19 protein-coding genes and 1 tRNA gene are annotated in these 18297 nt (G+C 73.3%); 9 read left to right on the top strand and 11 right to left on the bottom strand.

The annotated features are described in order from the left end of the window. Positions 1-72: 72 nt before the first annotated feature. Positions 73-1254 carry an MFS transporter gene (locus tag ACL02T_RS24965; RefSeq protein WP_412833195.1) on the bottom strand — a complete coding sequence of 394 codons (1182 nt, stop codon included), beginning with the start codon at positions 1252-1254 and terminating at the stop codon, positions 73-75. Between the two features lie 215 nt (positions 1255-1469). Here ACL02T_RS24965 and ACL02T_RS24960 point away from each other — a divergent pair. Further along, a tRNA-Arg gene (locus tag ACL02T_RS24960) sits at positions 1470-1542 on the top strand. 285 nt (positions 1543-1827) lie between these two features. Then, positions 1828-2331 carry a prevent-host-death protein gene (locus tag ACL02T_RS24955; protein ID WP_412833194.1) on the top strand — a complete coding sequence of 168 codons (504 nt, stop codon included), beginning with the start codon at positions 1828-1830 and terminating at the stop codon, positions 2329-2331. 784 nt (positions 2332-3115) lie between these two features. Here ACL02T_RS24955 and ACL02T_RS24950 read toward each other — a convergent pair. Then, positions 3116-3325 (bottom strand): hypothetical protein, encoded by a 210-nt coding sequence (locus ACL02T_RS24950; protein ID WP_412833193.1) that lies wholly within the window; start codon positions 3323-3325, stop codon positions 3116-3118. 1190 nt (positions 3326-4515) lie between these two features. On the opposite strand from ACL02T_RS24950, the gene ACL02T_RS24945 reads away from it, so the two are divergent. After that, positions 4516-4713: a hypothetical protein gene (locus ACL02T_RS24945; protein ID WP_412833192.1), complete on the top strand. Its 198-nt coding sequence runs from the start codon at positions 4516-4518 to the stop codon at positions 4711-4713. Between the two features lie 221 nt (positions 4714-4934). Here ACL02T_RS24945 and ACL02T_RS24940 read toward each other — a convergent pair whose 3' ends face one another. Further along, a complete protein-coding gene (locus tag ACL02T_RS24940; protein ID WP_412833191.1) occupies positions 4935-5111 on the bottom strand; it encodes a hypothetical protein in 177 nt (58 codons plus the stop codon). Positions 5112-5582: 471 nt separating this feature from the next. Further along, positions 5583-5843 (bottom strand): hypothetical protein, encoded by a 261-nt coding sequence (locus tag ACL02T_RS24935; RefSeq protein WP_412833190.1) that lies wholly within the window; start codon positions 5841-5843, stop codon positions 5583-5585. A gap of 9 nt (positions 5844-5852) precedes the next feature. Between ACL02T_RS24935 and ACL02T_RS24930 the strand changes: the two genes are divergently transcribed. The 3 genes from ACL02T_RS24930 (at position 5853) to ACL02T_RS24920 (ending at position 6994) form a co-directional block, all read left to right on the top strand. After that, positions 5853-6059 carry a hypothetical protein gene (locus tag ACL02T_RS24930; protein WP_412833189.1) on the top strand — a complete coding sequence of 69 codons (207 nt, stop codon included), beginning with the start codon at positions 5853-5855 and terminating at the stop codon, positions 6057-6059. A gap of 26 nt (positions 6060-6085) precedes the next feature. Further along, positions 6086-6580 (top strand): GNAT family N-acetyltransferase, encoded by a 495-nt coding sequence (locus ACL02T_RS24925; RefSeq protein WP_412833188.1) that lies wholly within the window; start codon positions 6086-6088, stop codon positions 6578-6580. Between the two features lie 147 nt (positions 6581-6727). Further along, complete coding sequence (locus tag ACL02T_RS24920) at positions 6728-6994, top strand: DUF7144 family membrane protein (RefSeq protein WP_412833187.1); 267 nt, start codon at positions 6728-6730, stop codon at positions 6992-6994. A 167-nt stretch (positions 6995-7161) separates the two neighbouring features. Here the strand turns inward: ACL02T_RS24920 and ACL02T_RS24915 are convergent, their stop codons facing one another. Continuing rightward, positions 7162-7446, bottom strand: coding sequence for a lipopolysaccharide assembly protein LapA domain-containing protein (locus ACL02T_RS24915; protein ID WP_412833186.1), 285 nt, complete (start codon positions 7444-7446; stop codon positions 7162-7164). A 311-nt stretch (positions 7447-7757) separates the two neighbouring features. Between ACL02T_RS24915 and ACL02T_RS24910 the strand changes: the two genes are divergently transcribed. Then, positions 7758-8096, top strand: a complete 339-nt coding sequence (locus ACL02T_RS24910) for a hypothetical protein (protein WP_412833185.1) — start codon at positions 7758-7760, stop codon at positions 8094-8096. 110 nt (positions 8097-8206) lie between these two features. Here ACL02T_RS24910 and ACL02T_RS24905 read toward each other — a convergent pair whose 3' ends face one another. Then, on the bottom strand, positions 8207-9187 hold the full coding sequence (locus tag ACL02T_RS24905; protein WP_412833184.1) for an SDR family oxidoreductase: 981 nt from the start codon (positions 9185-9187) through the stop codon (positions 8207-8209). 244 nt (positions 9188-9431) lie between these two features. On the opposite strand from ACL02T_RS24905, the gene ACL02T_RS24900 reads away from it, so the two are divergent. Then, positions 9432-10271 carry a helix-turn-helix transcriptional regulator gene (locus tag ACL02T_RS24900; protein ID WP_412833183.1) on the top strand — a complete coding sequence of 280 codons (840 nt, stop codon included), beginning with the start codon at positions 9432-9434 and terminating at the stop codon, positions 10269-10271. Positions 10272-10386: 115 nt separating this feature from the next. Here ACL02T_RS24900 and ACL02T_RS24895 read toward each other — a convergent pair whose 3' ends face one another. Both ACL02T_RS24895 and ACL02T_RS24890 read right to left on the bottom strand, forming a co-directional pair. Next, positions 10387-11094, bottom strand: a complete 708-nt coding sequence (locus tag ACL02T_RS24895; protein WP_412833182.1) for a class I SAM-dependent methyltransferase — start codon at positions 11092-11094, stop codon at positions 10387-10389. Positions 11095-11180: 86 nt separating this feature from the next. Further along, positions 11181-11381, bottom strand: a complete 201-nt coding sequence (locus ACL02T_RS24890; RefSeq protein ID WP_412833181.1) for a cold-shock protein — start codon at positions 11379-11381, stop codon at positions 11181-11183. Positions 11382-11663: 282 nt separating this feature from the next. Here ACL02T_RS24890 and ACL02T_RS24885 point away from each other — a divergent pair, with 282 nt between their 5' ends. Then, entirely contained in the window at positions 11664-11867 is a 204-nt protein-coding gene (locus ACL02T_RS24885; RefSeq protein WP_412833180.1) for a cold-shock protein, read from the top strand. Positions 11868-12150: 283 nt separating this feature from the next. Here the strand turns inward: ACL02T_RS24885 and ACL02T_RS24880 are convergent, their stop codons facing one another. From ACL02T_RS24880 to ACL02T_RS24870, 3 genes are all read right to left on the bottom strand, one after another. After that, positions 12151-16596 carry a cation-translocating P-type ATPase gene (locus ACL02T_RS24880; RefSeq protein WP_412833179.1) on the bottom strand — a complete coding sequence of 1482 codons (4446 nt, stop codon included), beginning with the start codon at positions 16594-16596 and terminating at the stop codon, positions 12151-12153. A gap of 135 nt (positions 16597-16731) precedes the next feature. Further along, positions 16732-17208 carry a hypothetical protein gene (locus ACL02T_RS24875; RefSeq protein ID WP_412833178.1) on the bottom strand — a complete coding sequence of 159 codons (477 nt, stop codon included), beginning with the start codon at positions 17206-17208 and terminating at the stop codon, positions 16732-16734. A gap of 123 nt (positions 17209-17331) precedes the next feature. Next, on the bottom strand, positions 17332-18234 hold the full coding sequence (locus tag ACL02T_RS24870; protein WP_412833177.1) for an MBL fold metallo-hydrolase: 903 nt from the start codon (positions 18232-18234) through the stop codon (positions 17332-17334). Positions 18235-18297 lie beyond the last annotated feature (63 nt).

Below are 18297 nucleotides of genomic sequence, written 5' to 3'. Positions count from 1 at the left end.
AGGCGTCTGAGAGGGCTTCGTGAGGCTCGTCCGGTGCGACGACCGCACGGCCGCCGGCGCGGGGCGCGACCCTCAGGCGGCGACCGGCTCCCGCCGCGCGCTGCGCCGCTCGACGACCGCCGACACCGTCGCGACGCCGAAGCCCGCCAGCGCGAGCAGCGCGGCGACGACGTTGGGCGAGGTCAGGCCGAAGCCCAGCGCAATGGCCACCCCACCCAGCCACGCGCCGAGCGCGTTGGCCAGGTTGAACGCGGCGTGCATCGAGCCCGCGGCCATGTGCGGGGCGCCCGCGGCGCCGTCGATGATCCGCAGCTGGGCGGAGGGGATCAGCGAGAAGGTCGTGACGGCGAACAGGAAGAGCACGATCGCCGCGCTGACCGGGTGGCGCATGGCCGGGACGAGCGCCAGCGCGACGACCGCGTCGGCGGCCAGCACGCCGCGGATCGCCCGCATCGGGTCGATGTCGGCGAGCCGCGCGCCGAGGGCGTTGCCCACGGTCATCCCCACGCCGAACATCGCGAGCAGCAGCGTGATCGCGGCGGCCGGATAGCCCGCCACGTCGGTGAGCATGGGGGCGACATAGCTGTAGCTGGCGAAGAGCGTCGCCCCGCCGAGGACCGCGATGAGCAGCGTCAGCCAGACCGGGCGCCGGGTGAGCGCGCGCAGTTCGTCCGCGAGCCGGGGCCGCCCACCCTCGGGCCGGACGTCGGGCACCACGCACCGGATGAGGACCGCCGCGGCCAGCCCGATCACCCCGACCGTCGCGAAGGTCCACCGCCAGCCGACCAGCTGGCCGAGCAAGGTCGAGAGCGGGACGCCGACGATGTTCGCGACGGTCAGGCCCGCGAACATCATCGCCATGGCGCGGGCTCGGCGGTCCGGCGCGGCGAGCGAGCCCGCGACGATCGCCGCGATGCCGAAGTACGCGCCGTGCGGCAGGCCGGACAGGAACCGTCCGAGCATCACGAGGTGGTAGCCCGGGGCGACTGCGGACAGCAGGTGCGCCACTCCGTACAGGCCGATCAGCACGATCAGCGCCCGGCGGCGCGGCAACCGGGTCGCGGCCGCGATCAGCAGCGGCGCCCCGACCACCACCCCGATCGCGTACGCCGAGACGAGATGCCCGGCCTCCGGGATCGACACCTGCAGGTCGCCGGCCACCTCGGGGAGCAGCCCCATGACGGTGAACTCGCCCGTGCCGAGGGCGAACGCCCCCAATGCCAGCGCGAGCAGCGCGACACGCACCGACCGCACGGCAACCCCCTTACGCACCTCGAATGCCGAACTACCAGCCTAGGCCTCGAACGCGCCGGACCGGGTGTTCGACGGGTCACCCGCGCAGGCGCCTCGGCCGTGCACCGGCCTCCCGGTCCGCTCGCCCTCGCCTCGTCGCGAGCGGTCGAGTCGCGCCGGCCCCCGAGGCCGACGGCAACGGGAACGGCGAGGGCCGCACGGTAGGCTTCCGCCAGGCCCTCGTAGCTCAGGGGATAGAGCACCGCTCTCCTAAAGCGGGTGTCGCAGGTTCGAATCCTGCCGGGGGCGCAGGTCGGCATGGGTGCGGTCGATCTTGTTCCCGAGTGTGGGAGCGGGATGGGAGCGAGTCTGCTGGCCCCCGAGGGACCCTCCCTGCTGGGTGAGCACCCGTACCGACGCACCCGCAGGGATGTTCGGCGGCCCCGACATCCGCGGGTCCGCGGGCAACACCAGATCGTCGATCGGGCCGGGGATCCGCCCGCCCAGTTCGGCGGCTCACCCCACCCCACCCCTGACCGACCGCTTGGGTCCACCGGAGGGGCGTCCTGCGCCTCTGCGAGCAAGCTGATCGCAGTGGACTTCCGAACGCGTTCCGAATATCCTGAGGCAGTGGCTACCGCAGCAGACCTCCCTACCGCCACGCGGCGCTCCTCAGACCTGAGCAAGCACTCGGCCGAAGTCTTCGCCGAGGCCGAGGACCACCCCGTCACCGTGACGCGCCGCGACGGCGAGTCACTGGTACTCATGTCCCAGCGCGAGGCCGACGGTCGCGCGCGTCTGCTGCAGTTCGCCGCACAGCTCATCACCGTCGCCCTCGACGACAGCGGCTCACTCGCCGAGCGGATGGCCAAGGTGTACCCGTGGATGCTCGCGCTCTCACCGGCGGACCGGGACACCTGCGCGCAGAACCTCGTCGACGCCGCACGCGCGTCCTTCTCCACCGACCAGCCACACCTGGCGATCGCCGAACTCACCTCCTGGAAGGAGACAGCCACGGCCATCGCCGCCGGCCTCGGGCGCGCCGAGCCCCAATGGCTCGACGACGACGAAGCTGCCGAAACCGTGGAGCGTCCCTGATCGTGTCGGCAGCCAGGAGGGGCGGGCTGGTCCCTCGCCCACCGAAGAAGATCGAGTACGAGATCCGATACGCCACCACAGACGCACAGAAGGGGTGGCGAGACCTCGTCGCGACCATCCGCAACTCCATGGCCGATACGTGAAATCTCCTCACCCGTACACCTCTGACCAAGACACCGAGGACCTACCCGCTCAAGGGCGACCTCGCCACGATCCGACGCGACGGCGAGACCTACGAGCGCTGGCAGCACAAGCCAACGGCAAGCGGCACGGCACGCATCTGGTACTACGTCCACGAGCACACGGTGTTCCTGGAGCAAGTGCACACAAGCCACCCGAACCAGACCAGGTAGCGGATCCACGTGGCCACGACGACTCACGGGACGACTCGTGGAACGGTCACCTCGATGTCGAAGCCGCCGGGCTCTACGCACGTCTCGGGCCGACCAATCACCGTCCCGGTCCCCACGACTACGCAACGGTGCCGGACCAGGCACAGTGGGAGCGAGATCTGGGAGCCCAGATCCGACTGACCGTGTCCGCAGCCGACGCCGCGGCAACCGTCGCCCGAGCCTGGCGCCAGCGGATCAACTGAAGCCCCCGGCACCCACGCGTTCGCCGGGCGCCAACACCTACGTCCACGAGGTCCTCGGCAAGGCGCTCGGAATCTGACCGCGCACGATCTACCTGCTGCCCCCGGAGTACGAGGCCGTCGACGCCCAGCAGCTGCGTTGGCTCCGCTCGGGGCTCCGGTGATCCGGAAGCCGACCCGACGTCCCCGTCCTCAGCGGTGCGGCGATGCGGTGATCTGGTGCCGCGCCGCCTGCAGATACCGGGCGACCTCACCGGTGATCCGGTCCGCGTCCCTGCTCAGCACGTCCTGCCGCTCGTCGGCGGACACCGAGGCGTAGGCGACGACGAGATCCTCGAGCCGGCCCAGCAACATCGCAGCCGCCTCGGCCCGCGTCTCCCCCGGAGTCAGTACACGTTCCACTCCTCCGGTTCTCCCGCACGGTCACCACCGTGGGCGGCCGGACGTGGGACGAGTCGATGAACAGCCCGTGACGACTCGCCCCGCTGCTCCGGATGGCGGTCTCGCCCTCGTCCTGCTCGCTGCCCATCGGCCCAGCGGCACGGGGTGCCGTGATCGTCGTGGCACGCTGTTCACCCGCTCGAAGGACCCGTTCCCCGACCCGACGCCTGCGGGGGCGACTCTTCGCCGAGCCGGGCTCGGGCTCGCCCGGCCCGCTGGATCGGAGGAGCGTGAACCCGTGCCACTGACGCTGATCAAGGGCGGTTTCCGGATCGTCGGCGCCGCCCCGGACGGGGACTCCGCCCGCTTCCACCCCGACGATCCCGCCGCGTTCACCGAGGCCGGGATCGCCGTGCGCACCAACACCACGGCGGGGCGCAGCTGCGGCTCGAGGGCATCGACTCCCTGGAGACCCACTACAGCCCGCGGGTCGGCGGCCTCGGTCAGCTCCACCAGCCGATCCGGCTCGCCGAGCGCCCATGCGGACCTGGAGCCGGTGTTCGTCGAGCTCGAGCCGGGTACTCGACCTCATCGCGTACGCGCACCGGCAGCTGGACCCCCACCGCCCGGGCCGGCGCCACTGGTGCACCGTCGGCCACCCGTATCGTCGACGGGTGGTCGGGTCCCAGCCCACCCGTGCAGCGCGAGACCGAGTCCGGCTCGTCCGCTCGTGCGCCGCGGACTCACTCGTCGCGCCCGGATGCTGATCCGCACGGCGGAGTCCGGTGACCGCGGGCCGGGCGACCGCGAGCCGCACGACGTGCTCGGTGCCCACGAGATCCAGCACCGCTGGTGCGGGCGCACTCGAGCCGCGCGTCGCCGATGATCGCCGGAGTGCTCGATGCTCGGGGCCCTTTTTGACGATGGCCCTGCTGATCGCAGCGGCCATGCCCGGCCTGCGGATCCTGCTGCCGGCGTGACGGTGGGCGCGCGACGCGGCGTCGTGATGGTCCCCGAGGGTCGACTGCCGTCCTTGACCCGCCTGCACAGCCGCGTCGCCTACTTGGCGAAGCCGTCGGGTTCGGCGGCCTCCAGGACAGAGCGCAACCGCTTCGCGGCCTCCCGGGCCTCGTGCAGGAGCGGGCGGGCAGCCTGTCGACTCGGCCAGGTTTGCGTAGCTTTGCCGCCTCGGGCGTGCGCACACTCAGTACATGGCGGTGAACGTTCGGTTCGAGGACGGCCCGGCTCGCGGGCAGGTCGTCCGGTACGGCTACATGTCCATCCCGCTCCCCAGCCTGTTCTGGACGGACTCGAGCTCCGGTAGCGGCGCGGTGTACAGACGCGTCGAGGAGCTCCCGGACGTCACCGGAGCCTGGCGCTACCGCCACTACGTGCCCCTCCCTGGGTGATTCCCGGCGGGCGTCGCCGTTCGTCTCCGTCCCTGCCTTCTCAGGCGCTCAACAGCGGCGGTCGTTGTCGCCTGCGTCCTTCGGCTGCACGATCATCGGCGGGTCCGTCCTCGACAGGCCGGCGCGCCGGCAGGAAGCAGTCGCGTGGCCCCTCTGTGAACGCGCCACGTCGGAGGTCTCCGGCCCCGACGGGACCGTCGAACCGCATCAGAACGCTTCTGTCAGGACGCTGCGCCCCTTCCGGTGCCGGCGTCGGTCGGATCACCGGTCTCCGCCCGCACCGGCGACTCCTGCGCCTCGCGAGGGGTCACGTCCGCCCCACCTCCACTCGCCAGCGCGCTGCCGACCCCGATGGCCACCGCGACGGGCCACTCGATCACCCCGGCCACTGCCGTCACCGCGAGACCACCGAAGAACAGCAACGACGTGCCCGAAGGCAGCCTCGAGCGGGCCCTTCTCCGCCTGCCTAGTCCTACCCGCCACGACTGTCACCTCGCCTGACCGAGCATCACATCGACCCGTGGCATTGCATCGACCCGTGCGTCCTGCCCAGGCCGACTGTGACGTGAACCCTGACCAAACAGAAGATGTCGTCGCGCGACTGCGGCCCCCGAACCTGACATCGGGCATGTGACGCTGTCTCGCGACCGGGAATGGCGGGAGGTGCCGCCGACGAACCCTTCGATGGACACTCCGCCGCCGTCACAGGGCGAGGTGCCGGGCCCGCCCTTCCCGAAGCCGACGCGACCACGGACAGGCGCAGATCAGCACCTCGGCCGAGCGGTTCACCTGTGTCGGGCGATGCCATCGCGAACCAGCGCCGGAGGATTGGTCGCCGCTCGGGACGTTCCGTACGGGCCGCGGGGCCTTCAGGCCTCACGACGGCGGGAGCGAGCCATGGGTTCGACAGCCTCGACCAACGCCGAGCCGACTTCGACCACGTCATCAGCAGGGCCGACCCTCCCCAGGAAGTGATCGACGAGATGCTCGCGCGATATCCGAGCTACCGGAATCGCCACACGCTGCTCCTCGCGGCATCCGGCCACGTCCCGGCCTGGACCAGGGAGCCCCGTGGAGAAGGGGTTGTCGAAGTGGATGCAGGCGCTCGGAAGCACGTCGTTCTCGTTCATGAGGGGTTCGTGGACGGGTCCGGTTGGCAGCAGGTCTCCGACCTGCTCACACAGGTCAGCCACACCGTCGCGGTCGTGCAGAACCCGACCCTGTCCCTCGAGGGGGACGCCGAAGCCACGCGGCGCATCATCGACACCTCGTGCCCGGCGTCGCCCCCCCCCGGGCAGGTGACCATTGCCCGCAACGACCACCCGGCGCGGACCCGTCGAGCGTGAGCCGCCGGCTCAGAAGGGGGTGCGGTGTGACGTCCCCACACGTGCAGTTGCGGGAGATCACCGATGACAACCGAAAGGCCGTGCGCGCCCTCCGCGTGCGGCGCAAGCAGCGACGGTTCGTCGCCTCCGTCGCCGAGTCGCTCGAGGACGCGGCCGCGGAGCCGGAGGCGCACCCCTGGGCTCGGGCCGTGTACGTCGGTGACGAGCCCGTCGGCTTCGTCATGCTCTCGTGGAACCCACCGGACGGTGGGCCCTACGGGCGCTTCTTCCTGTGGCGCTTGCTCATCGACCGGCACCATCAGGGCCGCGGGATCGGCCGCGAGGTGCTCACCCAGATCGCCGACCTCGTGCGGGCAGAAGGCGCCGACGAACTGCTGACCAGCTACGAGACCGGACCGGGCAACCCGGGTCCGTTCTACCGGAGGTTCGGCTTCGAGCCGACCGGTGAGATCGACGACGACGGCGAGATCGTCCTGCGACTGCCGCTGCCCCCTCCGGGCCGCACGACGCCGGCCCGGTGATCCCGCGGGACCGACCACCGACGTGCACTTCGGTCCCACCTCCACACCACACGCAGGCGAGCGGCTGCCGCAGCACGATCACGGTGACGCCGCTCGCTCCGCGGACGCGGCGCCGCGAGCTACATCCCCCTGGTCGGAGCCCTCGACGTGCAGGGCCATGTCTACGCCCTCGACCTGACCACCTCGGGGTGGATCCATCTGATCCTCGGCGTGCTGGTCGCCGCCGCGGGCTGCGGAGTGATCGTCGGGCAGCTCTGGGCCCGCGCCATCGGCATCCTGGTGGCGAGCCTGAACCTGATCGCGAACTTCCTGTTCCTGCCCTACTCCCCGTGGTGGTCGATACTGCTGATCGCGCTGGACATCGCCGTCATCTGGGCCCTGTCGGTCTACCGACCGCAGGAGGCACGCGGCTGAAGGAGTCGCCGACGGCTGCCGGCCAGGGCGCTTTCCTGCCTACGAGCACCTCGCCTGCGGACCCTCGCCGCGGGGCCGCAGGTCGACCTGCAGCCGCTGAGCGAGATCAGAGGAGATCGTCGAGGCCGACGCCGGCTGAGGCGGTGGCGTCACGTCCCGGCCGTACCTCAGCGGCCCGCCCGGCGATCCGCTCGGCGCCGGTGGCGGCGCAGGACACCGAGGCCGAACCACACCAACGCTCCCAGCAGAGCGGTGAGCAGGGTGAACAACCACAGCGGCCAGGACCAGCTCCAGAAGAGGAAGCGCAGGGTGATCGGCGCCGTGTTCTGGATCATGAAGACCAGGAGTAGCCCTACGCCGACGAGTGTCGCGATCACGCCGCCACTCAGCCGGCCACCGTCGTGCCCGCCCGCGGCACCGGTCGTCCCGCCGGCGCTCGTCTGCTCGACCATGACCCTCTCCACTTCGCTCTGCAGCCCGCGTTCCCCGGCAGCGTCGAACGCAGGGCAGGTGGGCGACAGGGCCATAGGTCTCCCGTCCCGAAGTGCTCCGACGAGGCCGGGTGCTCCGCCCGCCGGCGCCCAAGCCCCCCAGCAGGCCACCCTGCCGGGGGCACGGATCCGCCCTCTCCGGGCCTGGAACTGCCTGCTGCCCCGACCACCACCTCACCTGGAGTGGACGATGTCCCGGACGTCCGACGGCGGCAGGATCGGCCTTCACCATCCCACCGGGTCCGCCCGCGGTCTCGACGAGGAGGACCGCCATGTCCACGACCGCCACACCGGCCGGCGCAGCGCAGGAACCGCGGGCGGCCGGGGCCGCCGCCGATTCACCTGCCATCCGGGTCGGCCACGGCGAGCTGTTGCGCGCGATCGAGAGGAACGTGCAGGACAACTCGGTCAGGGTCGAGATTCCGGGCCTGGGCACCGTTCGGCTGCCCGCCGCCGACTCGCTCGCCTGGATCGGTGGGCTGGCGACCTTGGCCGCCGTCGGAATCCTGGAGTGGCCGGTCGCCGCTGCGATCGGCGTGGGGCATCTGCTCTCCCGTCAACGGCACCTGCGCCTTCTGCGGGACTTCGGGGAAGCGCTCGAGGAGGCATGAGCCTGGGGCCCGCCCGTGGCAGCGTGGCGCCGCGGTCGAGGCCTCTCTGAGCGGCGGTCCGCGGCGGAATCCGCCTCCGCCCTCTGCGGGAACCGGGGCTCGGGGTTCGGCTACGCGACGACGTCGTTCACGGAGGGCGGCCCGCCCGGCCCGGACGTCGGGAACGACACCGACGTCAGCTCCTCGGAGACGCGCCAGACGCGCGCGGCGTCCTCGGGGCTGCGGAGCGGGCGGTAGAGCCTCTGCTCGGCGGGGGCGCCGCCGAGGTTCCCGAGCCCGTTCGGCCCGTACAGCCGTCCGCCCCGGGCGTCGGGGGAGGTCGCGGCGTGGAGGGCGGGGAGCAACGCCGTCTCGACCGTCCCGAGGAGGATGCCCCGCTCGGACAGTCCCCGGATCAGGCGCACGCGAGGGGTGTCCCGGTCGCGTCCCATCTCGGGATGGGCGGCGAGCAGATTCGTCGGTGCGACTCCGGGGTGGGAGAGGTTGCTGGTGATGCCCCATCCGCCCGTCCGGCTGCGTCGGTCGAGTTCGAGACCGAACAGCCCGAACGCGATCTTCGACTGGCTGTAGGCGCGGCCGGCGTGGTACGAGCGTTCCCAGCTCAGATCGTCCCAGTTGAGGGCGCCCGCTCTCGCCGCCACGCTGATCTGCGAGGTCACCCGGGCGCGCCCGGCCCGCAACAGCGGCAGCAGGTGCGCGACGAGGGCGACGTGGCCCAGGTGGTTGGTGCCGAACTGCAGCTCGAACCCGTCGGCGGTGGTCCGGCGGTCCGGTGGGGTCATGACGCCGGCGTTGTTGATCAGGATGTGGATCGGTGTCCCCTCGTTGCGCAGCGTCTCGCCGAGGGCTGCGACGGAGCCGAGCGAGGACAGGTCGAGTGCGCGCAGCGACACGTTCGCGGCGGGGGTCCGCTGCCGGATCGTGGCGAGGGCCGCCTCCCCCTTGTGCGGGTTGCGGACGGGCAGGACCAGTTCGGCCCCGGCGGCGGCGAGTCTCGTGGCGAGGCCGAGGCCGACGCCGTCGCTGGCGCCGGTGACGACGATGCGCTTCCCGGAGAGGTCGGGGACGGTGATGTCAGGGGTGCGTGGCATGGCGGGTCTCCCGGGAGGTCGTCGCGGGCGTGCATCCACCGGATTCGGCGGCCACCGGGGCCCTCCTCCGCAGATGTGGTGGTCGTGTGCCACCGAGGCTGGCCCGTCGCCGGAGCGACATCCACGGCCTCTCGATCCGTGGCTGACGCGGCCGCTCCTGCGCGTGAAGGGGGGTTCGACGGTCCGTGGCTGAATCCCGGGGCGGGCGGTAGAAACGAGCAGCACCAGCGAGGGCGGGGAGGACATGATCGATCGGACCGGACTGGCGGAGTTCCTCCGGCTCCGCCGGGAAGCGCTGCAGCCCGAGGACGTCGGTCTGCCGCGTGGGCCACGCCGCAGGACCAGCGGGCTGCGGCGCGAGGAGGTCGCCGCCCTCTGCCACATGTCGACCGACTACTACGCGCGACTCGAGCGCGAGCGTGGACCGCAGCCGTCCGCGCAGATGCTCGCCTCGATCGCGCAGGGCCTGCACCTCTCGCTCGACGAGCGCGACCACCTGTTCCGGCTCGCCGGGTGCGGTCCACCGGCGCGGGGTGCGGACGGCGAGCACGTCGGTCCCGGGCTGCTCCGCATCCTCGACCGCCTCGACGACACCCCCGCGGAGATCGTCACCGAGCTCGCGGAGACCCTGCGCCAGAGCCCGCTGGGGGTCGCCCTCACGGGCGACACCACCCGATTCACCGGACCCGCCCGCAGCCTCGGCTACCGGTGGTTCACCGATCCGGCCACCCGCCGGCTCTATGCGCCCGAGCAGCACGCCTTCCTCTCCCGGATGTACGCCTCGGGCCTGCGCGAACTCGTCACCCTGCGCGGGCCCGGGTCCCGGGCGGCGCACCTCGCCGATCTCCTGCTCGACCGGAGCGAGGAGTTCCGCAGCCTGTGGGACGACCACGAGATCGGCATCCGCCCCCACGACACCAAACGCTTCGTGCACCCCGAGCTCGGCGTGCTGGAACTCCATTGCCAGACGTTGCTCGACCCGCAGCAGTCGCACCTGCTGCTCGTCTACACCGCGGTGCCGGGCAGCGAGAGCCACGAGAAGCTGCAACTCCTGTCCGTGATCGGCAGCCAGGCCCTTCCCTGAGCCGAGGGCGACCGGATCCCACCGGCAGTGCCGCCGCCGGCTCACGTCGAGCGGCGTGGACGGGCGAGCACGACTCGTCGGGCCCCGCGGCGAGACCGCGGTCGGCGACGCCCGATCAGCCGAGGCCGTGCCGGCCGGTCGCGGTGTGCCGGCGGAGCCGGTGCACGCTCACCTCGGAGTGGGCGGTGTCGCTCGTGCTGACGGTCGCCCACCGCTCGCACGCCGCGAGGAAGTCACGGGCGGGCGGCCGTCCCTGATCGGCGAGCCAGACCTCGCCCGTGCCGCAGACGAGCCGGGGCAGCAGTGCGCCGAGGGCGTCGAGCCGGTCGTGGTGGTACAGCACGTCGGCAGCCAGGACGAGGTCCCAGGGAGCACCCGCGATCGCCGACCAGGGATCCGACCAGTCGCACTGCGCCACCTCGAGCCGGATCCGGTTGCGGCGAGCGTTGTGGGCCGCGAAGGCCAGTGCGCCGGGTGCCTGGTCGGTGGCCAGGACCCGGGCGCCGCCCTGCGCCGCGGCGAGGCTCGGCAGGGCCAGGCCGCAGCCGAGCTCGAGCACCCGCGCGCCGGTGACGTTCGCGCGCGCCACGGCGTCGGCGAGTTCGATCCCGCTCGGCCACGGCTGCGCCCAGTAGGGCGGCTCCGTCCCGCCCTGGCCGAAGTTCTGCTCGTAGATCTGCTCCAGCACACCCCGCGGGTGCACGAGCTCGATCCGCCCGGTCGGGAGGTCGACCGTGCTGTGGCTGACCCCGGACAGGCCGGACGGGGCACCGCTCCCGGGGACGTCCCCGTACAGGGTGAATCCGCTGGTGGCGGAGGGCATGAAGGCCTCGGATCTCTCGCGGGGCGACCCGCGTTCGGGAACGGCGGCACGCGCGCCGCCCGGGTCGCGCCCCGGGCGCGGAGCGGTCAGAGTCGGTAGACCCCGGACACGACGAGCCCGGACCCCGACTCGTGCAGGTCGAACTCCACCCGGTCGCCCTCGCGCAGGCTCTGGCTCCCCCCGCCGTCGATCTGGTCGCGACGCACGGGGACCTCCCGGCCGTCGTCGAGGACGATGAGGCCACTCCCCTGCTGGGGGTCGAACCACCTGACGATCCCAGTCGCCATCTCCGGCTCCCTGCGCCCCGGCTGTGAGGACTCATCGGGCGACCCGGGCGACGCGCCTCGACAACTGCTGAGGTGCCGACCTTACGCGCCCTGTCCCGGCGGGCGCGTCGCGCAGTAGGGTGCCCACGGTCGTTCGGTTTTCGAGGTCCGTGTCCTGCACGCTCGCGGAAACGGAAGCGATGGGTCGCGGCCCCGTCCTCACCGTGACGGCGGGACCCGCCCATCAGGGTCGGCCGGGCCCCGCACCCTGCGGGTGGTCCAGGACCTGCGAGGAGCAGTGACATGCCACAGGGCACCGTGAAGTGGTTCAACGCCGAGAAGGGTTTCGGTTTCATCGAGCAGGACGGCGGCGGCGCAGACGTCTTCGTCCACTACTCGGAGATCGACAGCAGCGGCTACCGCAGCCTCGACGAGGGTCAGCGGGTGGAGTTCGAGGTCGGGCAGGGCAAGAAGGGGCCGCAGGCCACCGGGGTCCGCTCCGTCTGATCCGACACCGGCACGCGGCAGGAGCCCGTCGCCCCTCGGGGAGACGGGCTCCCGTCGTCCCCGGACCGGAACTCGCGGGGGACGACGCTACCGGGCCGACGTGATCACGCCGGTGTCGTCGGCGCCACGGCGGCCGGCTACGCCGCCGCCGGGCGGAAGGCGCCCCACAGACTGCGGGCGACGCGGACGGCGATCCGCTCCAGGAGGGCCGCCGCGGTGGCCACCAGCACGGCGGTGAGGATCTCGCTCATCATGTCCACCTTCCGACGAGGAGGCTCGAGCGTCACCGGTCGTGATGACCGTCCGGGACAGTCGGGTTGGACGCCGGATGACCGGTGGGTGACGACCTCGCGTCCGCGCGGTCGGCGAGGCGCTGGGCGAGCAGCTGGGCGACGGTGGCGGCGACCCCGGCGGCCACCGCCACCGCCCACTGATGCGGCAGGAGCGGGCGGGAGCCGACCACGTGGCTGAGGCCGGGCACCTGGACGACGACCGCGAGCACCGCGAGCGAGGCGGCCACGGCCAGCGCGACCAGCGGCGTGCGCCCCCGCACGGCGAGGGTCTGGCCGAGCTGCGCCCCGACGAGCGCGACGAGCCCGGTGGTGCCCGCCTGACCGGGCGTGCTCATCGGGCGCGCGAGGAGCCACGCGATGCCGGCGGACAGTGCGGTGATGCTCGCGCGGACGGCGATGTCGCGGGTCAGCGAGCGACCCAGGGAGCGCTCGGGGCCGGCGGCGAGCAGCGCTTCCGCGCTGACGTCGGGGGGCGGCCGGACGGCGACGGCCATGGCCGGCAGGACGTCGGTGAGCAGGTTGACCAGCAGCAACTGCCGGGCGTTGAGCGCGCCCGGGCCGCCGATGATCCCCGTGCCGAGGGTGTAGGCGACCTCGCCGAGGTTGCCGCCGAGCAGGATCGAGAGGGCGTCCCGGACCGACGTCCACATCCCGCGGCCCTCCACGACGGCGTCGGTCAGGGTCTCGATACGGTCGTCGGTGATCACCACGTCGGCCGCCTCGCGCGCGGCCGGGGTGGCCCGCTCGCCGAGGGCGATCCCGACGTCGGCGAGCCGGATCGCGGGCGCGTCGTTGGCCCCGTCGCCGGTGACGGCGACCGCGTGCCCGTTCTGCTGGAGCAGACGGACGATCCGGGCCTTCTGCGCGGGGGTGACCCGGGCGTAGACCGCGGTGCCCGGTAGCGCCTCGGCGAGCCGCGCGTCGTCGAGCCGGTCGAGGTCGGCGCCGGTCAGCACACCGCGGCCGTCGAGCAGGTCGAGCTCGGCCGCGATGGACCGAGCCGTGCTGGGGTGGTCGCCGGTGATCATCGCGACCTGGACCCCGGCCCCACGCAGGGTCGCCACCGAGCTCGCGGCGGTGGGCCGGACGGGGTCGACCAGGCCGACCAGGCCGCGGAACTCCAGCCCGACGACGTCGTCCTCGGTGAGCCGGTCACGGCCGGACACCCGACGCTGGGCGACGGCGAGCACCCGGTGTCCCTCCCGGGCCAGTCGCTCCACCTCGGCGTCGATCCCGGCGCGGCCGGTGTCGTCCAGGGGTGTCGTGCGGCCGTCGCGAACCCGTTTCGTGCAGAGCGGGAGAACGACCTCCGGGGCGCCCTTGATGCTGATCCGGCTGTGGGTGCGCCCTCGCCAGAGCGTGGCGTGGTAGCCCCGGTGGGTCTCGAAGGGGAGCTCGTCGAGCAGCTCGACGACCGCATGGCCGTTCTCCGCGGTGATCTCGAGTCGTTCCGCACCGCGCAGGACGGCCCGGTCGGTCTGATGGGCGACCTCTCGGGACCCGGCCCGGAACGGGCTGGCCCGCACGGCCGCGGCGACGACGTCGCGCAGCCCCCCGGGCAACGGGTCGTCCACGGCCGAGGCGACGGTGCCGTCGGAGACCTGACGGAGGCTGATCCGCCCCTCGGTGAGCGTGCCGGTCTTGTCGAAGCACAACGCGGTGACCCGGCCGAGTGCCTCGATCGTCGAGGAGTTGCGGACCAGGGCACCCCGGGCCGAGAGCCGACGCGCCGCGGCCAACTCCGCCACGGTGGCCACGAAGGGCAGCCCCTCCGGCACCGCGGCCACGGCCAGACCGACCGCACGGGTCAGCGCGGCCATCAGGGGACGCCGACGGAGCAGGTCGATCGCGATCACCAGCACGCCGGCCCCGATCGTGACGGGCAGGACCCGCCCGGTCAGCTCCCGCAGCCTGATCTCGACCCCGGTCGGTGGCGCCTCCTCGGCGCCGCGGCGCAGGCTCCGGCCGACCTCGGTGGACTCCCCGGTCGCGACGACGGCGGCGTCGCAGCGCCCGGCCGCGACGACGGTGCCCTCGTAGAGCATGGAGTGGCGGTCGGCCAGGGTGCGTGCGCTACTGGCCCGGGCCGACTTCGGCACGGGCACCGACTCCCCGCTGAGTGAGGACTCGTCGACCTCGAGATCCTGCGCGGACAGGATCCGGCAGTCGGCGGGCACCGCGTCGCCGGCCTGCAACCGGACCACGTCACCGCGGACGAGCTCCTCGCTCCGGCACTCGGCCTCCCCCCCGCGGCGACGTACCCGGACCCGGACGGCGCTGCTGCGCTGCAGGGTGCGCAGCGCCCGCTGCGCACCGACCCGCTGCACCCCGCCGATCAGTCCGTTCACTGCGAGCACCCCGAGGATCAGCAGCGGATCCAGCAGTGATCCGGTCACGGCGGAGATCCCGGCCCCGGCTCCCAGTACCGGGGTGACCGGGTTGGCCAGCTCCTCCACCGAGGCCCGGACCACACCGACCTCGGTCAGGTTCGTCCGCACCGGCCGGTCACGTCGGCGGCGCTGCGCCTCCTGCTCGGACAGGCCGTTGCGCGAGCCGCCGAGGGCCTCGAGCACCGCACCGACCGACATCGCGTGCCACGGGGTCCGGTCCGAGGGGACCGGCTGCGGTCGTCGCCCGGGCCCGGACCCGCACCACGTCCCGTACCCCAGCGCGAGCAGGGCCGCGGTGTGCACGGCCACCGCAGCCCGCCCGCCGGCACCGCCCGGCAGGCCGAGCAACGCCAAGGCCCCACCCAGGGCCGAGCCGGAGATCGCGAGCTGCGCGGACCGGCGGCTCGTCCGCCCGGCGGGCTCGACGGCGTCGAGCACCAGGCACACCTCCGCCGCCGTGCGGCACACCACGTCCGCCGTCCAGGGCGGACTCGTCCCCTGCCCCGGCACGAACCCGACGCCCACGTCGGCGGCCCCGAGTGCGGCGCCGCGGCGGCTGACCAGTGCGACGACGTGGCCCTCGCTCTGCAGACGGGCGACCGTGCCGGCCAACTCCGCTCCGCCGCCCACCTCGCCGTCCGCGTCCAGCCGGCGGGCCAGCTCCCGGGAGCCTGCCACCAGCACCAGCCCCGCACGGCCGGCCGCAGCGATCACCGCCTCCGCGTACGGATCCAGCTCCTCCCCCACACCGACGAGCGCCAGGATCTCGTCGCCGCGGCGCAGGGCCAGGACGAACGGGGCGCGCCGGCGCAGGGTCGACGCGACCTCGCGCGCCTGCGGCGTCAGCGTCCGGGGGTCGTCCACGGGACCCAGCGACCACCCCTCACGGGCCCGCCGTCGGGCCGGCCGGCGCAGGTCGACCAGGTCGTACACGCGCTCGACGAGTTCGGACGTCTCGGCGTCGGTCGGCTCCCGCACCGGAACGACCTCGTCGACCACGTGGCCGCCGGTGCACAGCACGTCGGCGTCGAGCACGATAGTGTCGACCCGGTCGAGTCGCCGCAGCGCGGCAGGGTCGAGGACCAGGCTCCCCCGCCCGGCCAGGTCTCGGCCCACCCGCGCGGCGAACGCCTGCCGACCCACCTGTGCCGCCTTCGGGACGCCCGCGGTCAGCGCGGTGCTCGCCAGCCGGGACGGCCCGGCCAGCGCCAACAGCAGGCCGCCGCCGAGGGCGAGTCCGGTGGCCCACTCGCTCACCGTCTCCACCGGTCCCCGCGGCAGGGGCACGGGGCGGGGCCGCACCGGAACCGGCGCGGCCCGGTGACCGCCCTCCCTGGCACCGAGCAGGCCCTCCCACATCGTCCAGACCTGCCGGTCGGCCACGGCCTCGCGATGGAGGGTGTAGCGCTGACAGGCGTCGACTGCCAGGCCGATCGGCCGCTTCCCCGCGGCGTTGGACAGCGCCGTGACGCCGCTCAGCACCACGTCCGTCGACGGCTCGCCGACGGCGGCGGCCAGCAACCCCCGCAGCCGCGGGGTCGAGTCGATCAACGCGAGGGCCGCGCCCGGGAGCGTCACCGGCAGGACCGGCACCGCGCGCCCCAGGACGGTGTAGGCCAGGCCGGCGGAGTGCAGTCCCAGCAGGGCCGCCTCCCGCAACGCCCGGCCCGGGTGCCCGGGATGGTCCCGCTCGGGACGCGGTGCCCCCGCGAGCCCGCGTTCCTTCTCGACGGCCCGGACGAGGCCGGCCACCTCGCCCGCCCGGATCCGTTCCGGATCGAACTCGACCATCACGGAACCGAGGACGGCATTCACCTCGGCACGACGCACCGCCGGGTGCCGATCGAGCGCCTGCTCGACACCGGCCGCCGTTGCGGCGTCGGTGTGGACCCCACGAACGGGCAGGTGGATCCGCTCCGGTGCTCCGGAGTCGGTCCCGTTGCCCGCTGCCGAGACCACCTCGGCCACGCCGTTCGCGGCACCCACGACGGTGCCCACGACCGTTCCCGTGGCCACGGCGGCCAGGTCGACCATGCGCTGCAACAAGAGGGGACTCCCACGGCCACGGCGACCCCGGCGACGCACCCGGGCCGCCTGCCGGGGGCGGACCGTGCGTGCGCCGTCACGGCCGCGGCCAGGTCGGAACCCCCGTCCCTGGCCGGTCGGACAGGATCGGGCAGTTCAGGTCGTGGTGTCCTCGTCTCCGCCGCGCTCTCCGGCGCCGGTCGCCGTCTCGGCCCGCACCGGCTTCTCCTGGCCTCCACGGGGGGTCACGTCCGCCTGGCCCCGGCTCGCGAGCACGCTCCCGATCCCGATGGCCGCCGCCACCGGCCACTCGATCACCCCGGCCACGGCCGTCGCCGCGAGACCGCCGAGGAACAGCAGCGACCTGCCCGACGGCAACAGCGACCGGGCTCCCTGCCCCATGGCCTCGAGGTCCTCACGCCTCGGCGCGTGCAGGTCCGGCGCACGGAACTGGGCCGTCACGAACGGCAGGTTCACCGTCGCCGACCGGTGCCCCTCGAACCGCCCCTCCGCGGGCTCGTCCGGGCGGACCTGCTCGGTCTGCGTCGACGTACCGCCGTCACCCGGCGTCCCGGTCGCCTGGTCCTCGCGCGCGCCCGCGTCCTTCTCCGCCTGCCTGCTCCTACCCGCCACGATTCACCTCACCGCGCTCGCCGCCGCCTGTCCCTCGTCCCCTGGGGCCGTCCAGCAAACCACCGGTGAGCAGGAGAGTGCGGGCCGTCCGGCGCTGCCACCCGAATGTCCGCAGGCCGACCCTCAGCCCGGCACGGCGCGGTAACGCCCGGACTCCACCTGTGTGACGGCCCCCGTGCGGACCAGCCGGGCGAGGTGCTGCTCGGCGGTCCGCGCCTCGACGGTCTCCACGTACGGCGCCTCGACGTGGGGCCGGTAGACGAACCGGTGGTCGACGACCTCGGCGAGGGTCCGCGGCTCGGTGAGGAACTCGGTGAGCGCCGCGTCCCGCCGCCCGATCACCTCCCGATAGGCCCGCAGCCGGTCGCGGAACTCCGCCGCGCCCTCGATCACGCCCTTCTGGTGGAACGTCCCGAACCACCGCGCGTCCACGGACCCGCAGAGCTCGATCGACCGCTCGAAACCCTCGAGGCTGCTCACCCGGTCCCCGTAGTAGGGCCCGAACGAGGTCAGGTCGATGTCGGCGATGTAGAGGAAGCCGTCCGGCTCGACCAGCAGCCCGCAGTGCCCGGCGGTGTGCCCGGGCAGGTGCACGACGGTCGCCGTGCGGTCGCCGAGGTCGAACCGGTGCCCGTCCGGCACCGGCACGGCGTCCGGCCGGCTGCGGACCCGGAACTCCGTGGTGAGGGAGTCGGCGAACTCGGCGGTCGCGTCCGCGGGAAGGCCGTAGCCGGCGAGCAGCACCTGTGTGTCGCGGACCGCGGGCAGGTCGGCGGTGTGCACGTGGACGGGGGCGTCGAACGCGTCGATCGCCACCAGGTGGTCCTCGTGGGCGTGACTGACCACCACGGCGTCGGCGTCCGGACGGTCGTCCTGCTCGATCAGCGCGAGCGAGGGGTCCACGAGGAGCGTGCCCGCACTGCCGCGGACCAGCAGTGAGTTCCCGTAGGGGTACCCACCACCGTTCGCCGCCCGCAACAACGTCACCCGCCCGTACTCCTCGGGTGTCCAACCCGTCGTCCCCATCGACGCCTCCCGTCGCGCACCGTCGGCTCCCCCAGTTCTGCCCGGTGCCGCACTCCGCGTCAA

Origin of the sequence: Pseudonocardia oceanicola, assembly GCF_047200735.1 — a bacterium.
Lineage (GTDB): Bacteria > Actinomycetota > Actinomycetes > Mycobacteriales > Pseudonocardiaceae > Pseudonocardia.
Note: the sequence above shows the minus strand (reverse complement) of the source record. Positions and strands in the feature narration are given on the sequence as shown.

Excerpts from the sequence above, each read along its gene's own strand:
- ACL02T_RS24945 (WP_412833192.1), top strand. The coding sequence starts at position 4,516 with ATGGCGGTGAACGTTCGGTTCGAGGACGGCCCGGCTCGCGGGCAGGTC.
- ACL02T_RS24935 (WP_412833190.1), bottom strand. The coding sequence starts at position 5,843 with ATGAACGAGAACGACGTGCTTCCGAGCGCCTGCATCCACTTCGACAAC.
- ACL02T_RS24915 (WP_412833186.1), bottom strand. The coding sequence starts at position 7,446 with ATGGTCGAGCAGACGAGCGCCGGCGGGACGACCGGTGCCGCGGGCGGG.
- ACL02T_RS24910 (WP_412833185.1), top strand. The coding sequence starts at position 7,758 with ATGTCCACGACCGCCACACCGGCCGGCGCAGCGCAGGAACCGCGGGCG.
- ACL02T_RS24905 (WP_412833184.1), bottom strand. The coding sequence starts at position 9,187 with ATGCCACGCACCCCTGACATCACCGTCCCCGACCTCTCCGGGAAGCGC.
- ACL02T_RS24900 (WP_412833183.1), top strand. The coding sequence starts at position 9,432 with ATGATCGATCGGACCGGACTGGCGGAGTTCCTCCGGCTCCGCCGGGAA.
- ACL02T_RS24895 (WP_412833182.1), bottom strand. The coding sequence starts at position 11,094 with ATGCCCTCCGCCACCAGCGGATTCACCCTGTACGGGGACGTCCCCGGG.
- ACL02T_RS24890 (WP_412833181.1), bottom strand. The coding sequence starts at position 11,381 with ATGGCGACTGGGATCGTCAGGTGGTTCGACCCCCAGCAGGGGAGTGGC.
- ACL02T_RS24885 (WP_412833180.1), top strand. The coding sequence starts at position 11,664 with ATGCCACAGGGCACCGTGAAGTGGTTCAACGCCGAGAAGGGTTTCGGT.
- ACL02T_RS24870 (WP_412833177.1), bottom strand. The coding sequence starts at position 18,234 with ATGGGGACGACGGGTTGGACACCCGAGGAGTACGGGCGGGTGACGTTG.